The following is a 17,301-nucleotide window of genomic DNA, read 5'->3' on the forward strand; positions in this document are numbered from 1 at the left end:
CTCTCCAATTTAATTCTCAATCCCTTGGCTATCAAACCAGACATCCACTACTCAAGCAAACTCACAACCCACCTTTCTGGCTTATCTCATCTTCCTACAAACTTATAAAAGTAATCTTTGAAATCTACCGCAAATTTCATTGAAAATACCGAAATCTATGAAAATAGTAGGTTTATTTGATAAATATACTTCGGAGATTTTCAAATTCTTAGGAGTTGATGTTATACAAGTTAACCCAAATGATCAAAACTTGAGCACTACGGTTATCGAGTACCTCAGCAATATTAAAAACGATAAAAAGATTTTTTCTGTACTTATATCTAAAAATATATCATCAAGAATAAGAAAAGATCTCGAGGATTTTGTATTGTCAAACACTAGACCTTCAATAGTAGAAGTTGATCCTATTTACAACATAGAAAAGTACGAAGATTACGAAACTATGATAAAGAGAGTAATAAGAGAAACAATAGGTATAAGATTATAGGGGGTAGTATGGCTATCGATAATTTAGTAAAGGTTCTTGAAGAAGAGGTCAGTAAAGAAATTTCCGAGATACTCACTTCTGCTCGCTTAGAGTACGAAAGAATTCTAAATACCTCAAAATCTAAAATAGACGAAGAGTTTGAGTCCAAAAGGAAAGAACTAGTCGATAATTACAACAGAAAAATTTTACTAGACAAACTTTACATAGAATCTGAGACCAATAGAGAAATAAACGCAGTACTAAGTCAAGTTTTGAGGGAACTACAAAATGATATAACATATACACTGAAAAAGAAGATACTTTCTCTGGATAATTACAAAGAGCTAATAGTTCGCTTAATAAATAAATCAATAAAGTCGTTAAAAGCCAAAGATTCTATTACTATAATCATTTCAAGAAATGACTACGCGAATCACAAAGATTACATATCTCAAGAGATAAAAAAGATAGGTATACAATTTGAGTTATCTGAAGGAGATATCGAAGGTGGAGCCATGATAAAGTACAAAAACATAACTATTGATGTATCCATTGACAGAATAGTGGAAATGTTTACACCAGTTATGATGAACAGCATATACAAAGCACTACCTAAGACAAAACTATGAATCAGGATAAGTTATTAGTTGTTATTCCCACATACAACGAATCAGAAAATATCTCAGAAATAATACAAGAAATACTAATTTCATTTGATAAATGCGATATTCTTGTAGTTGATGACAATTCTCCAGATGGTACTGCTGAAATAGTTAAATCTAAGTTTGCTAATAACAGTAGAGTTAATATAATAGTAAGACATGGCAAAAGAGGATTAGGTAGAGCTTACGTTGATGGATTTAAGTGGGGAATTGAGAAAGGGTATGGTTACCTACTAGGAATGGATGCTGATTTCTCACACGATCCTAAGGAAATACCTAATTTCTACAAGAAGCTACAGGAATACGACGTTGTTGTAGGATCCAGATATCTGAATGGAATAAGAGTGCTAAACTGGGATTTGAAAAGATTGATATTAAGTCAACTAGGTACAATTTATGCTAGAATAATAACAGGATTAAAACTAACAGATATGACTGGAGGTTTTAATGGTTACAGAGCAGAAGTTCTAAAATCAATAGGCTTGGACAAAATTGATTCAAATGGCTACGCATTTCAGATAGAGCTAAAGTTTAGATCATACGTAAAAGGATTTAAAATAATCGAAATACCTATCATATTCAAAGAAAGGGAAAAAGGATATAGTAAAATGAATAAAAGAATAATACTTGAAGCTATGTTTGAATGCATAAAACTTAGAATTAATAAAATATTAGGAAGGATATGAAAATACTACATACTTCGGATTGGCATCTAGGAGTAAAAGTACCATACTTAGGCGAAGATCGTATAGAAGAACAAGAAAAAATAGTACAAGAAATAGAAAAAATAATAGAAGAAAGAAACATAGATGTTGTGATAATATCAGGTGATATATACGAAAATCCTATACCTTCATCAAAAGTGGAAAAAGTCTTTTACAAGTTCATAGCAAACGTCTGCGGAGATATGAATAAATATGTTTTTTCTATAGCCGGCAACCATGATAGTATTGAAAAGCTCGATTCCTTGAATATTTTCTCTAAAGTTTTTAACAATAGATTTAAAAATTTTTACATAGGCAGCAGTTACAACCCCAAAAATCTAGTATTTGATCTTAATGGCTTAGCATTTATTGGAATACCCTTTATACCAAGATTCAAGTATTCAGGAGAATATCAAAATATTTTTGAAACGATATTACGCGATACAATAAAAACTGTTAATAACAGCTACGTAGTACTTCTCTCTCATGATACTATCGAAGGAGTAAACTACTCAAATACCGAAGTTAGATATGATGACAAGACTTTAGTACTCAGTTCTATTTACAAAGTACCTAATTTTAATAGAGTTCTGTACTGGGGACTTGGTCATATACACAAATATCATGAAATACTAAAAAATAGAATCTATTATTCAGGAAGTATAGTTCAGATCGACTTCGGAGAAAAAAATCAACAAAAGGGTGTAATTGTTGTTGATATCTCCGAATCAAATATCGAAGCGGATTTTGTTGAATTAAAACAAAAGAGTACTTTCGTAGAGTATGAAGTAAAGGAAGATTATGAGCTTGATAAAATCATAGAAGATGAAAAAGAAAATGAAAACTTTGTTAAAATTAAAATAAATAAAGAAACGATATCGGAATCTCTAATTAGAACCGCTTATTCTAAGTTAAAAAACTTAATTATACTTAAACAAAGAAAAGAATCTAGAGAAGTAGAAAGAGATTTAAAAGATAAAGATCAGCTAAATTTATCAGACGTTATCGGTTTTTTCAAAAAATTTTGTAAAGAGAAAGAAAAAATGACTGACGATAAAATCGAAAAACTAACTAAGAAAATCGAAGAAATTATAGATCACTGGAGAGAAAATCCAAAGTAAAGAACTTCGGCAACATTTATTTCCAAGAGATAGAAGCGATAAAACATTTTAAATTCCGAAATTTGACTTACAGTTTATAAGGCTTTACTAATAGTTATCTTATAATTTCTTCAGGTTCTTCCGACCACTGTATTTTCTCCAGAGACTCCTGAGCTATTTCTTTTACTTTAGGCATAAAATTCCCTCTTATAACTTTTATCAACGCTCCGAAAGCCTTTCTATCACCTATTTCGCCAAGTGCCTTTACTATATCACCTGCCAATCCTTGATCTGGAGTCGTCTCTAAAACATCTATCAATGCTGGTACAGCTTCTTTAGCTTTCATTTTACCAAGCCCTAAAGCAACACTTCTTTTAACTATTGGATCAGAATCATATCTCAGTGCTCTTATGAGATTTGGAATTGTTGATGGATCTTTAACTTTTGACAGAGCATCCGCAGCAGCAGACCTTACTTCCCAAAATGGATTTACTTGTCTAGCACCAATTCTAACTATCCTATCATTACCTTCTTCAAGACCAGCTATAAGAGTGTTTATAGCCTTTTTATAAGTTTTTTCAGATATGGAATTCTTAGCACCTCTCTCAAACATATCACCTAATCTTCTTATTGCTAGTATCTTAACTGCTTCGTCATCACTATTCATTGCCGCATTGCATAGCTCGTCTACTGAACTTTCATTAACAGGCAAACTGTTAAAATACTTTTCTAAGTCTTTTCTCTCAGGGTAGTTGTGAACACCAAATAGACTATAGTTTGATATTATAAATACTACTAGACAACCCATAATTACTACAACTAACTTTTTCATATCCTACCTCTCTCGTATAAGTAAATTATTTATAAACTAATATTGAATGTCAAGAAATATATAGCAAAAAATAAAACAAACCCTAACCTTGAATTCATATAACTTGAATTTATAGAATTTCAGAGGCTTTATGAAAAATATTCTATCAATTTTTCTTTCACTTTTGGCGTCATTACTTATTTTCTCACTAACAGTAGCACAAGATATTAATACCCATATTCAAGAAACAAGTAAACAAGAAAATACAACAAGCGAAGAAGAAAAAGAATTAACAAACGATTACAAAGTAGATTATGAAAGCCTACTCTCAATAAGAGTAAAGGAAATTGAAGAAGAAACATTGCCTAACTATTTTGACTATGTTGTTGATGAAAAAATGCCACAGTTTGACCTCCAGAATGGTGATAAGGAATACATCCTAGAAAAATCAATTTCAAATATAGAAAGATTAGCAAACTACAATGAAATAGTCAAAGAAATACTAATCGAAGATGAGAAACAGAAAAGAGAATATTATAGGCTTGAAAGACCTATAGTTGCAGTTGATATCGAACAACTCGACAGTAGAGTTTTTGCTAGAGGTAATGTATTGTTTGGTTTATCTTATGGTAGCATAAGAAGAACACCTGACATCACAACTCCTGTTTCCTCTTTCATAAAGGAAAACTTTAATGTCAATCAAGATATGAGAGTTTTATCAACTAGCAAGATAGGTAACAAAGTCAGTGTAGATATTGAATTTGATCAGAAAAGTGCGATAAATAGATTTAACGTATCTTACAAAGAACCTGAAAAATCACCACAAACTCAACCACAATTAATTCAACAACAAGCAACTAATCAGACAAGAGAAGAATCATTTGTTAGAGAACTGACTTTTGGTGAGATAAGCTTTTCAAAATCTAGCAGTAAATATGTTAATTATACTGCCATTTCAAGATCTGCACAAGGTATAAAGTTTGTAGGTAAAAGAGACAAGTTTTCTATCGAAGCAATCGGAACACTTTCAACAACAGTACCTACAAAAAGATCATTTTCTGGAACTAAAAGAGTATCCGAAAGAAGTATAAGAGATATTGATTTTATAAAAAGAAAATTCTTCAAATTACCTGACAATAACGTTGACGTAGGATCTATAGTACTTTTAGTGTCTGTGTCTTCTTTAGAACCATTTGACTTGTATATTGACGGAATAGCTTTCAGGAAAATGATACCCGGAAATGAGTATATATACGACAGATTTAATAATGAAATAGAACTTAAGTACTCCTTAGATATAAACAAGTCTCTTGCTATATTTTACACACACAGTTCAGGACAACCTATAACATTTTCAACTAACATATACAAAGGAACTGGCAGTGACAATAAAGAGTATCTATACCTTTTTAAACCAAGTATAGGATATTCACCTTACGAAGCAAAAAATTTGTACTCAATAGGTACAATCGACATTAATCTATCTCAAGGTTTTGACATATATGTATATTTGACTTCTGATCCTAACATATCCACCAGTCTTCAGTTCAAACCTTCTGACTATTATATTGATGTCACCAGAGGAATCATAAGATTCAATAATCCTCAACCTTTCTTATCAAATGCTAACTATAATATATACAATTTGAATAGAGACCCTCTAGATGTTGAATCAACATACACATTTAGGATCAGATACTATGAAAACATAACAACTTACCAATTAGATTTTGATATTGTAGAGGGTAGTGAGGAAGTTAGAATAAATGGAGTACTCATACCAAAGGACAAATACACCATATTTTACCCAATCGGTAGAATAATATTTAGAGATACAACACTCATAAACGAAGGAGATAGAGTAGAAATATCCTATGAATATAGACCTTTTTTTGGCGGTAGCCAGAAAATATCTTTAGGCACTATAGCGGAATATCAATTATCTGACTTTATGAACAGTAAGCTATCAACTGCTTTTTGGATTTCTCAAAGTGGAGGAACAGCTCCTAGACTTACATCTAGTACCCCTGAAACAGGAATAATAACTTCACTAGTAAATAGAATTGACTTTAAAAACCTCTTTAATATACAAAACAAAAATCTAAACACATATCTTGATTTTGAGTGTGCTGTATCAATAGTAAATCCCAATTCTTTTGGTGCAGTCATAATAGATGACTTCGAAGTTAATAAAAAATCATTCTTGCTGACAAAAGATGAAGATTCTTGGATTCTATCATCACCATCAATAAACGATGGATGCTTTTATACTAACAGGGGAAAACTCTACTACAAAGATTACAGACAGTACTACGCAAATGAATCTTTTACTCTCATGTCTTATACCTGGAATTTACCTTCATCTCAGATATTACCATACTCACAGAAACCTGGACCTTACATAGCAAGTGGCGGTAGATTATCTCCTGGAGACTTTCCTAATGTATCTCAGTTTTCTTTGGTCTTTGACTATGACTTTTCTGACGGTAACTGGGTTGGTGCTATGTTACTCTTAAGTTCAGCAGGTGTTGATCTATCAGATATAAGCGAAATAATAGTTTCATACAAACTTCAGATGGACAACGATTTTGATAACAATTATGATGATAACAATACAAACAAAATTACATTGCTCTTGCAGTTGGGTACCTTTTCGGAAGATATAGATGGTGACAATTTCTTAGACACTGAAATATCAGCATCTCAGAATGGTTTTGATTTCAATGATCCAACAAATGCTAATACAGTAATAACTAAGATAGGTAGTGGCAGAAAAGGCACAGGTAATGGTAGAATTGATACTGAAGACATTAACAAAAACGGACGTCTTGACAAAGAAGAAAATTTTGTCTCATTCTCTAACACTGTCGAAGGTAGTGGTTGGAAAAAGTTGTCTATAAATATAAACTCTTTATCGCCATCTCAGATTGAAATACTCAAGAAAACCTATCTATCCAGAATAATACTGAAAAAGAATGCTGGTTTAAAGGGCAGAGTATTAGTAGATGAAATTCAATTTAAATTTAGAACAACAAGGAATTATAAAATCGATGGAATACTAGTCAGAGATCCTTACCAGATAAAATCTACTACTATCTCCGTATATGATTCCCCATTGTATCTGAAAAACAGATTTTTCAACATAGAAGCAAAAACACCAGAAGAAAAAGAACGATTACAAGAGTACTCATATCTCCACGGGACAAGTGCAATATCAGTCTCCGAAGCAAAATCAATAGATGAAACATCACTAAGAATCACTTATTTTCTTTCAAACGTCTCTATAGATACTAATTCTGTCCCTTACGAAGGAGGAAGAGAAGGTGTTGTTAATATAAGTTTCAATAGCTCCCAAAACTTATCACCTTATTCAAAGCTAGTATGGTATCTTTTTATACCAACTGTAAATGAAGCAGGACAACAGATTAAACAATCAGGAGATACACTCGAGGATGAGGTGATAGTAGTAAGACTCATATCAAAAGAAAGAGATTACTTTGAATTCAACATACCTATTTCAAGGCTTAGAAAAGATTATTGGAATAGGCTAGAACTCAGAATAAGGGAAGATTATAAGCTCATCCTTAATAACAATATCTATGATACAGTCTACCCGAATGTTGTAGGTTTTCCTTTATTTAGAGATATAAACGCCTTGGAACTAGGAGTTAGAGTTAGTGAAAATTCTGTCGAACCTATTAACATAGGAGAAATCTGGTTTAATGAGTTTTTCTTGACAGATGTAAATTGGTCTATAAGTAGCGCTATTAATTCAACCCTTAACCTTCAGTATACAGGTGACGTAAATATCTTTGGGATTAATATCATTTCAATGCCATATATAGTAATGTCTATTGAAAACATATTCCCAAACTTCAAAGGTACTGGGGGAAAGGAAAACGCAAATATCCTTACATATACTCACTATCACTCTTCCGAACTATTCAAGATACTAGGACTAAATCACTCTTTCTCAATACAAAGAGAAAACTCAGTAAAAGATCCAACACTACCAGAATATTTACTCTACAATAATACATCAAGAGCATTTAGATATTCCTTGAATGCTAAACACAATCTATCTATATTACCCACTTTATCTTACTCCTTCTCAGATAGACAAAATACTATCTCACAAAATGGTCTTATAAACTTAGGGACTAATCTATTCATACAAAATACAATCTCAGAAGAAGTCGGACTGGATTCATCCATAAGTATATCTTACAACTTATTATTGTTAAATAACACATTTTCACTTCGTAATACACTTGATCTTTCATCAAGTTATAATGCTAAAAACGTTAACACTAAAACCAATGATGTTTTTCTATTCTCATCACCTTCATTTCAAAATTGGGTTTATACTCTAGGACTCTCAAGTGGAATCAACTACCTATCTTTTGGAATAAACAACAACTTCAAACACTCTGAGACTTTTTACACATCTGAAAACAAACCTATAAACTTCGTTGAAGAATTATCAAAGGTTTCTATACCCCAAAGAAATCAGTATTCTTTGAATTTACTTTTCGAAGGGTTTAGAGAAAGAGGTATTAGAAGAGAAGTCTATGAAAGTGATACACTATCCATGTCTTATGCTAATCTTATGAACTTTGCTAATGTTTATATAACCCCATCTTATGAGTTTAAAGACTTTAATTTTAATTACACTTCAAACATGATAAGAAGAGATATTCAAATGAACGGTAGAATTACGTATAAAGTTGATATAAATGTCAATAGATTGATATTTAGCATACTTTCTCTCAATTCATCACATAACACAACATTTTCTGCAAATAGTATCGACTACAATCTCAAATGGTACGATTTCTACACAAATAACCTATACAGAGGAGTAATTGCAATACCTTTCTACGAATACATAGGTTTGTTTGGATATGAAAATCTGAGCAATGCTTTAGTCTTTGTATCCAACCTGTATAATTTAAGAAGCATAGTTAATCAATTTTCCTCAGCCGGTATTTCTCTATCACTAATACCACAAGAAGACATACTCTTGAGTCTGATACCAAGAAATTATTCTTTAGATTATTCAACTACTACAGTGAGAGAGCTTAGTAGTTTTAGACAACTAAATAGATCTTCTTTTTCTGCTGTTTCCTACATCCCTATCCACAAAATAAACTGGTTTATATTCAAGCGATCAACTAACATCTCTGTAAATGATGTCCAAACCACTTTGTCAGTCATAAGAGAAGAAGATCTAAACGCTTCGATACTCAAAACTACTGCAAGTTTCTCTTCTTCTTTTTCTGGGATTCTAGAGCAACAAAATAGTTTTTCAATATCCTATACAATATCCTATCTATACCAGGATATCATAACAAACTTGCCAAATTTCTACAAAGATTTCGGTATAGGACTAGTACCACCTCAAACACTCTTTAATTCAATATCTCACAACGTAAGATTACTACTAACATTTTCATATACTTCTAACGAAGAATTTGATATAATATTCACAAAACTGAAGGCAAAATCAGTTATAGAAAATAAAGAAGAACTAAACTTTTCTCTTGAAAATCCTTGGTACAACAATAATAAATTCACAAGTTTTAGAAGGAAAGTTTTTGAGCTGAATTTCTTTCACGAAACAAGTATTAATCTATCAGATTTTGTTAGATTTAGTGGATACTTGAAATTCCTATTATCTCAATTATCAGAAGTTTTCGTTCAGAATGATTTGGTAAACGAAAAGTTTCTTGATTATATACCAGGTATAGAAGTAGGTATAAACATAAGAGTAGTATTTTAGTAATAATTTTTTGAGTACAACAACAAAGCAAAAATTCCTCAATATCCAATAGAATTTAAAAAATACAGTACAGAGTCTATTTCCGAAACCAGTTTATGTCAAAACATCCTGAAGTCTGTAAGATACTATCTTTGATACACCTTTTTCTTCCATTGTGACACCATAGATATCTTGACATATTTCTATGGTAGATTTATTATGTGAGACAATTATGAATTGTGCTCTATCTTGAAATGCAAGAATAAGTTTTTTAAACCTCTCCGTGTTCTCATCATCGAGCGGAGCATCAACTTCATCCATTATAACAACCGGAGTGTTATTTATCAAAAGTGCAGAAAATATGAATATTATTCCAACAAGTGCTTTTTCACCACCCGAGAGCAAAAACAAGTTTCTTATTTTTTTACCTGGTATATTAACTATTAACTCGATACCACCATCAACTAAATCATCATCATTAATCTTAATTTCTACTCCTCCACCAGCAAAAACTTCTTTAAAAATGTTACTTATTATATCACTTATACTTGTAATAGACTTTGAAACAATAGTATGTATTTCATTATCAATATTCCTTATCATATCTTCTATTCTTTGCTTACCTTGGAGTATATCATTTAAGTTCGTCATGAGATAATTATACTCTTCTTTTATTTTCTCGAACTGCTCTAAAGCAGATTCATTTATAAATCCTATTCTTTTGATCTCATTCTTAAGTTGTAAAATAATTTTGCCTATCTCTTCAACACTTTGATCAACACCAACCGATTCTATCTCATCAATTCTAACTCCATATTTCTCCAAAAACTCCTCTTCTAAGTTTTCTAAATGCTCACTTAATGTCGAGATCTTTTGATCCAAAACTGAAAGTTCTTTTTCTATTTTACTTATTTCTTCACTCAATATATCTCTTTCTGAGAGAGCTTTTCTGTATTCTTGAGTCAGCTCTTTTATGGTGTATGATTTGTCTGAAATAAATTTTAAGAGACTATCTCTAGAGGCACTTAGTTCGTTTATTTGTGACGATAATATTTCAACTTCAGAAGTATTTCTGACTATGTTACTTTCCTCACTCTTTATATCATCTTGTCTCGATTTTATAAATACATCAATCTTGTCAATTTCTTCATCGATTTTATTGATCCTATCAAGAGACGAATTCCTATCGGAAGAAAGAATACTAGTTTGTATTTCAATTTGAGTAAGCTCATTTTTTCTATGGTATAAAGTTGAGCTAATAGACTGTAACTCAAAATCAATACTACTAACAGAAAACCTTTCTGAGACCTTTTTCATAGTATTTTTTAACAAAGCATTGATATCTTCAATATCATTCTGAATATCTATTTCTATATCTGGGCAGTACTCTTTCACCTCTTCCATAAGATTCTTTATTTTCTTTTCGAGATTTAACAATTGATCACCCAACAAATTTTTTTCATTCTTGAGCGAGAATAGCCTGTTTTGATATACCTTCATTTCGTTTATAGTTGCATTAATTTCTTTTTCATACCTTCTCATTTCTTCCGTTTTCACAGAAATAACCAGTACAGTTTCTTTGTATTTCTCTTTAAGTTGTGACAGAATTTCCTTTGAAGCCGTAAGTTTATGATTAAGTTCATTTATTCTGTTTTTTGTTACAACCATTTTTTCATCTATCTCTATCTTTTTTGATAGAAATTCTGTAGCACTTGATAAAAATGGTAGAGTTTTTATATCTTCATATATAGAAAGTGACAGAGACTTTATCTCATCAATACTGCTTTTAACATCGTTAATTGCAATATCAATACCTAGTATTGTATCACAAATACTAATAATCTTTTGAGATACAAAATCAACTTTACTTATAAACTCCCCAACTCTTAATGCACTACTACTTATGTTATTTGAGAACTCTTTAAACAGAGTTTCAGAAGTTTTTGAAAGAGTGTTGATTAAAGATTGTAGATTATTTATCTCTATTTCGGTTTCTTGAATCATTTTTGAAACAGAGTTTATTTCCTTAGCCATCTCATCCTTATCAAAATTTAGTCTATTCAATTCTTCAGAAATTGAATTTCTCTGACTTTCTTTTTCTTTTAGCATGTTATCTAGATTCGAGATATTAGCTCCTAGTTCATCCATAGTTTTTGCAATCTCATAATTTCTTGCATTTAAAAATCGTATACTTAGAAGACTATTTTCAATTTCTCTTAAATCATCTTTGATAATTTGAAATCTTTCCACTACATTGTTCTTCTCTTCTTCCAGTATTGCTTTTTGACGCTCAAGGTTGCTTATCTCACTTCTTAGGCTTTCTAGCTTAAAGTTGAGATCCCCGATTTCTTTCTCAATTTCTGATATTTTCTTAATTAGTAATTGTTTTTCGTTTAAAAGTTCTTCAATTCTCAAAGTTTCCTTTTTAATAGAGGCCTGATACAATTCTATTGTTTTTTTTGACATCTCTATTTTGGACTCAAGAGATTTTTTATCAATTTCTTTTGACTTCATCTGTTTTTCGATCTCACTTAATCTCTCTCTCTCGATAGAAAGTATTGAATTTTCATTCTGTATTTTTTCATCAATAGTTGTTATTTGGCTCGAAAGTTTCTCTCGGATATGATATCTTTCATCCAATTGTCTCTGTAATTTTTCTCTTTCTTTTTTCAAGTGATTGATTTCATTTTGGTAACTTTTAACTCTTTTGTATATGTATATTTTCTCGAAATTCTCTAACTCTTCTGAGAGCCTCTTGTAGACTTGTAGCTTTTCCGATTCATTTTTGAGCCTCAAGTATTCTTTTTCAGTTGCTTCTAGTTTGACAGTAAGCACAGACAAATGGTGATTAATGTCTTGCAACTTTTTTTCTGCTTCTTTTTTCTTAAATTTAACTTTGGAAAGTCCTAAAAGTTCATCGACATAGTTTCTTTTCTCCTGGGGAGTACCTACAACAAGTCTATCCACCTCTCCCTGTCCTACAATAGCATAACCCTCCTTACCGAAACCCGTTCCAAGAAATAAACTAATTACATCTTTAACTCTAGCTTCTTGACCGTTAATTAGTACTTTACCCTCTCCAGATCGGTAATATCTTTTAGTTATCTCAATTTCATCAAACGGCAATTGAAGTATCCTTGAAGTATTATCAAACGTTAAAGATACTTCAGCAACACTCAATGATGATCTATACTGAGACCCTGAAAAAAGAATATCCTCAAATGTATCACCTCTTAGCACTTTTAAACTACTCTCACCAAGTACCCACCTTATTGAATCAATAATATTACTTTTACCACTTCCATTTGGACCTATTATTGCGGTAATTGGAGAATGAAACTCTATTTTGCACCTATCAGCAAAGGACTTAAAACCGAAGATTTCAACCTTTTTGAGAAAAACAGGCATCCATCCCCTCCCACGAAGAGTATTATATATGTCAATTCCAAATCTATTCTACTTACTCTTACAAAAAACCAACTATCCATACAATTATTTGAATTTTACTACAAGTATACAAACATCATCACTTATCTCCTGGTCTGAAAATTCTTTCAAATTTTCTATTAATTTCTCAACTATTTCTTTAGGTTGATCTTGATTTAAACTCACAAGTATATCCTTAAGTCTAGATATTCCAAACTCTCTACCCCTCCTGTCGATTTGTTCTATTAAGCCATCTGTATAAAGTACTAGCATATCACCAGTATTAACTGTTACAGACTTTTTAACAAAATCTATTTTCTCAAATATACCCAAAGGTCTTGTATCCGCATTTAGTAGAATTATATCTTTATTTTTAACAAGTATTCCTGGAACATGCCCCGCATTTATGTAGTATAACATTTTACTCTTGGGAATATATGTAAGGATAAACAGGGTTATAAAAGTCATTAAACTTTCTTCACTATACAGATGTTTATAGATAAATGAATTCACACTCTTCACTACACTACCCAAGTTTTTAGGAGTTATAAGTATCGAGTTTATTATCGCCTTAACCATCATAGCAACAAGTCCTGCTGATACTCCTTTACCTGCAACATCTCCTATTGTGAATGAGAATATATTTTCACCTTCTATTATATCTAGGTAATCACCACCAATGTTATAAGCAGGAATGTATACCCCATAGGATTCAAACCACTTGTTGTTTATGTAATTAGTAGGTATGAGTCTGGATTGTATTTGAGATGCTATTTTCAAATCTTCCTCAAGAACTTTTTTCTTCTCAGCATCAGTTATGGTCTTAAACATCATACCAAGTATATTAATAAATTGTGACATATAAAAAAGCTTTCTGAAACTGACTGTATCAGATCTAAAGAACACTAAGCCAATCAGATCATAATTCGGAGAGTATATCGGTATAATGAAATTAGAATCGGTTTCTAACATAAGCCTATAAGAGCTCTCAAAAACACTTTTAGGGACTAGTGTAGTATTATTAGTATCTATAAATGGCAACCTAGCTTTATTGGAACTTATAAATTCAGATATAAGCAAACCATCTTTAGGTAGTCCCTTAAGGAAGTTAATCTTAGAATCTGTTCCTACTAGTTCGTAGAAATCGTGCCCAGTATCCATGTAAACAGAAACATTATTTACCTTTAAACCTATTGTATTGAATATACTTTTAATAACATTGAAAAAATCTTTCCTATTAGGAAAATCGTACATTCTTGTAAAAATTATTTCAACAAAATCTACCAGAAAATTCTTGCTTAAACTCAAATTGGCTTTGTATAAAAAAACCATCCCGATAACAGTCAAAGAATAAACCAGAATCATAATACTTGATAGATTGGGAAACATAAACGATAGAGATACAAATATAGATGAATATATTATCAAAGATACTAATCTTCCGTACCTTGAGAGCAGCAGTTTGAATATTATCATCAACTAATAAACTATAAGAGAGTATACAGGAATACCTATATTCTCTCTTCCTTTCAGAAAGGATAGCTCAACTAGAAAAGCAGCACCAACTACTTGCCCGCCTAGTTTATTCACCATATCTATCATGGCTTTAGTAGTACCACCTGTGGCTAAAAGGTCATCAACTACTAACACTTTTTCACCATTTGATATTGCATCCTCATGCATTTCAAGAACAGCATTTCCATATTCGAGAGAATAACTGTAAGATATTGTCTTATATGGCAACTTCCCTTGCTTCCTCACAGGTACAAAACCGCATCCTTTGAGATATGCTAACAAAGAACCAAATACAAAACCTCTTGCTTCGGGTGCAACTATCTTATCAATTTGAATATCCTTTACCAACTCATAAAGATCGTTAACAGCACTTTTAAACACTCTACCTTCTTTGAATAGCGTTGTTAAATCTCTAAATATTATACCACTTATGGGAAAGTCTGGAACATCTCTTATGAACTTCTTATAGTCCATAGCTCCTCCAAATACTTCTAAACTTAATCTTATACCTGTTTTTTTATTCCTTTCAACTTTAAAATTCTCATATATAACCCAAAACTAAAAGTAATCATCAAAAAACTTTCTGGTAAATATTTTTCGTCTCTGTTATAAATCTCTCAAATGAGTATATACTCAAGTACTTTCCCAATTTCTTAACTAGATTTTTTCTTTCGTATGGTTTTTCAAGAAAGTAAGACAACTTAGCGGAAAGACTCTCAGCAGAGTAAGGATCAAAAAATATTTCATTCTCTTCAAAAAACAACTCTCTCATAACAGGTATATCAGACACCAAAGGCAAAGTCCCCTGTTGTATTGATTCAAACGGTACAAGACCAAATCCTTCCGCTAATGAAGATAAAACAGTAATCTCTGCATCCTTATAGAAGGATATTAGTTCATCATAAAATACTCCATCTAGAGCAACTACCCTATTACCAACACCAGCATTTTTTATTTCTTCATCAAGGTAATCATATACCTCAAACTTCTTACCAATAATTACTAAATACAAATTAGGATAATCTTTATTTAACATTCCTAATGCTCTAACAACAACACCAAAGTTTTTGTGAGGTTTTCTTATTCCTACACAAAGTATATACTTTTCTATTCCGTATTTCTTTTTTACATCAACATAAGAATAGTTACTTACTAAAGGATTTAAAGCAGGATTATAAACTACGAAAGTCCTAGATGAAATATTAGGATACAACTCTAGAAGTTCTTTTCTAGTATTTTCTGAAACACATATCACAGCACTTGCTTTTTCAATCGAATTTTTCATTAAGTTTTTTGCAACCGCGTTCTTCAAAGTACTGCCATAATTGAATTTAAACTGAATCAAATCATGTATTGTTACAACATAAGGTAATACTGAAAGAAATGACTTATTGTAGTTGACATAATGTACCAAGTCCACATCTTTTGATCTTTTTTCAGCCAAGAATGTAGAAATCTGTTCTTTCAACGAGTATATTGATTCTGAAGTTTCAATGGTTGATATATTTTTAAAAAACTTGTCTATTGACTCTTTACTACCCATAAGTGTCAAATGAATATCATCAGAATTCAGAAGCCCATATATTAACATTCTAGTATAACTACCTATACCTGTCCTTGTTATGCTTCTTGCATCCAAAAGCACTCTCATACTTAAAGAAATATTCTTAAGTATCTCCTCAATAATTTTCTAATCAACTTTACCAACACAAAATTAAAATAGGATGTACAGCATTTCTATACTCATAGCTCTATGTAAATTTATCTCCTTACAGTTCTTTGAGATACTTTCTGATTTGGGTGTTGAAAGTCATCATCTAGTTGTGTAAATATAATTCTACCCGAAGATGTTTGAAGAACACTTGTAACCTTTACTTCAACTTCCTTACCTATATATTCTCTACCATTTTCTAAAACAATCATAGTTCCATCAGGCAGATAACCTACACCTTGAGTTTTTTCTTTTCCTTCTTTCATTATCTGAACAGTCAGCTTTTCACCCGGTAAATATATTTGTCTTAATGCAACAGCAAGATCGTTTATATTAAGTACCTTTATACCTTCTATTCTGGCAACTTTGTTTAGGTTGTAATCGTTTGTTATTATTGCACCATTTATATCCTTTGCTAATCTAAGGAGTTTTTCATCTGTCTTGTGAATGTTTTCGTAATCTCTTGTGATTATCTTAAGGTTTACATGAGGTATTTCTTTAAGCTCATTTAGGATATCAAGACTTCTTCTGGCCCTATTTCTCTTAGTATTTTCTTGTGAATCTGCTAACATTTGTATTTCATGTAGCACAAACTTAGGCACATATATAACACCATCCAGAAAACCAGTTTTTGCGATTTCAGATATTCTACCATCTATTATTGCTGATGTGTCAAGTATCTTGTATCTATACGGAGATATTTCTTGCTCTTGATGTGATATCTCTCTTTCTATCGAGGGTGCATAAAAAGGTTTTAGTCCCTTAACAAAAATAGGAGTAAAGAAACCTATGTATGAAAAAGCAAGCTGGATAAAAGGTTTTATATCCGACTTATACCCAAGAGCAGAAAAAATATCCTTTAATATTGTATCCAGTAGCGTACCCAGATAAAAACCTGCTATACCCCCAAGAAAAGAATATATTATGTCAAACTTTATATTTGTCACTACTCTTTCAATAAAGAATGTTATAAAACCAAATACTACTCCAACTATTGTATACAATATTACTTCATTAACGATAATACCATAAACTAATCCAAGTATAGATAATAAAAATATAGGTACAATTAATCTAAGTAGCTGCCTTGGTTTCATAAATCACAACCCCCTAATCTATATTGAATTATTGTAAAAGATTAACTG

General features: G+C 31.3%; 11 protein-coding genes. 5 read left to right on the forward strand and 6 right to left on the reverse strand.

Annotation, left to right across the window (positions count from 1 at the left end; genetic code table 11):
- Positions 1-157 precede the first annotated feature (157 nt).
- Genes N2712_04130 through N2712_04145 form a run of 4 tightly spaced genes read left to right on the forward strand, consistent with a single transcriptional unit; the run spans position 158 to position 2,953 of the window.
- The gene (locus N2712_04130; protein MCX8029166.1) at positions 158-487 is read left to right on the forward strand and encodes a hypothetical protein; all 330 of its coding nucleotides are present in this window, start codon (positions 158-160) and stop codon (positions 485-487) included.
- 8 nt (positions 488-495) lie between these two features.
- Complete coding sequence (locus N2712_04135; GenBank protein ID MCX8029167.1) at positions 496-1,095, forward strand: hypothetical protein; 600 nt, start codon at positions 496-498, stop codon at positions 1,093-1,095.
- Positions 1,092-1,814, forward strand: coding sequence for a polyprenol monophosphomannose synthase (locus tag N2712_04140; protein MCX8029168.1), 723 nt, complete (start codon positions 1,092-1,094; stop codon positions 1,812-1,814). The genes N2712_04135 and N2712_04140 overlap by 4 nt, the downstream gene beginning before the upstream one ends.
- Positions 1,811-2,953 (forward strand): exonuclease SbcCD subunit D, encoded by a 1,143-nt coding sequence (locus N2712_04145; protein ID MCX8029169.1) that lies wholly within the window; start codon positions 1,811-1,813, stop codon positions 2,951-2,953. The genes N2712_04140 and N2712_04145 overlap by 4 nt, the downstream gene beginning before the upstream one ends.
- A 94-nt stretch (positions 2,954-3,047) precedes the next feature.
- On the opposite strand, the gene N2712_04150 is transcribed toward N2712_04145, so the two are convergent.
- Positions 3,048-3,764, reverse strand: coding sequence for a HEAT repeat domain-containing protein (locus N2712_04150; protein MCX8029170.1), 717 nt, complete (start codon positions 3,762-3,764; stop codon positions 3,048-3,050).
- Positions 3,765-3,894: 130 nt separating this feature from the next.
- Between N2712_04150 and N2712_04155 the strand changes: the two genes are divergently transcribed.
- On the forward strand, positions 3,895-9,525 hold the full coding sequence (locus tag N2712_04155; GenBank protein MCX8029171.1) for a hypothetical protein: 5,631 nt from the start codon (positions 3,895-3,897) through the stop codon (positions 9,523-9,525).
- 93 nt (positions 9,526-9,618) lie between these two features.
- On the opposite strand, the gene N2712_04160 is transcribed toward N2712_04155, so the two are convergent.
- From N2712_04160 to N2712_04180, 5 genes are all read right to left on the reverse strand, one after another.
- The gene (locus tag N2712_04160; protein MCX8029172.1) at positions 9,619-12,912 is read right to left on the reverse strand and encodes an AAA family ATPase; all 3,294 of its coding nucleotides are present in this window, start codon (positions 12,910-12,912) and stop codon (positions 9,619-9,621) included.
- Positions 12,913-12,996: 84 nt separating this feature from the next.
- Positions 12,997-14,319: a serine/threonine-protein phosphatase gene (locus tag N2712_04165; GenBank protein MCX8029173.1), complete on the reverse strand. Its 1,323-nt coding sequence runs from the start codon at positions 14,317-14,319 to the stop codon at positions 12,997-12,999.
- 90 nt (positions 14,320-14,409) lie between these two features.
- Positions 14,410-14,919, reverse strand: coding sequence for an adenine phosphoribosyltransferase (locus N2712_04170; protein ID MCX8029174.1), 510 nt, complete (start codon positions 14,917-14,919; stop codon positions 14,410-14,412).
- 97 nt (positions 14,920-15,016) lie between these two features.
- Positions 15,017-16,096, reverse strand: coding sequence for a glycosyltransferase family 4 protein (locus N2712_04175; GenBank protein ID MCX8029175.1), 1,080 nt, complete (start codon positions 16,094-16,096; stop codon positions 15,017-15,019).
- Between the two features lie 110 nt (positions 16,097-16,206).
- The gene (locus N2712_04180) at positions 16,207-17,253 is read right to left on the reverse strand and encodes a TRAM domain-containing protein (protein ID MCX8029176.1); all 1,047 of its coding nucleotides are present in this window, start codon (positions 17,251-17,253) and stop codon (positions 16,207-16,209) included.
- Positions 17,254-17,301 lie beyond the last annotated feature (48 nt).

It is taken from the genome of Brevinematales bacterium (genome assembly GCA_026415355.1).
Classification (GTDB): domain Bacteria; phylum Spirochaetota; class Brevinematia; order DTOW01; family DTOW01; genus SKYB106.

Coding starts and splice junctions, on each gene's coding strand:
- N2712_04130 (MCX8029166.1), top strand. CDS start 158: ATGAAAATAGTAGGTTTATTTGATAAATATACTTCGGAGATTTTCAAA.
- N2712_04135 (MCX8029167.1), top strand. CDS start 496: ATGGCTATCGATAATTTAGTAAAGGTTCTTGAAGAAGAGGTCAGTAAA.
- N2712_04140 (MCX8029168.1), top strand. CDS start 1,092: ATGAATCAGGATAAGTTATTAGTTGTTATTCCCACATACAACGAATCA.
- N2712_04145 (MCX8029169.1), top strand. CDS start 1,811: ATGAAAATACTACATACTTCGGATTGGCATCTAGGAGTAAAAGTACCA.
- N2712_04150 (MCX8029170.1), bottom strand. CDS start 3,764: ATGAAAAAGTTAGTTGTAGTAATTATGGGTTGTCTAGTAGTATTTATA.
- N2712_04155 (MCX8029171.1), top strand. CDS start 3,895: ATGAAAAATATTCTATCAATTTTTCTTTCACTTTTGGCGTCATTACTT.
- N2712_04160 (MCX8029172.1), bottom strand. CDS start 12,912: ATGCCTGTTTTTCTCAAAAAGGTTGAAATCTTCGGTTTTAAGTCCTTT.
- N2712_04165 (MCX8029173.1), bottom strand. CDS start 14,319: ATGTTTCCCAATCTATCAAGTATTATGATTCTGGTTTATTCTTTGACT.
- N2712_04170 (MCX8029174.1), bottom strand. CDS start 14,919: ATGGACTATAAGAAGTTCATAAGAGATGTTCCAGACTTTCCCATAAGT.
- N2712_04175 (MCX8029175.1), bottom strand. CDS start 16,096: ATGAGAGTGCTTTTGGATGCAAGAAGCATAACAAGGACAGGTATAGGT.
- N2712_04180 (MCX8029176.1), bottom strand. CDS start 17,253: ATGAAACCAAGGCAGCTACTTAGATTAATTGTACCTATATTTTTATTA.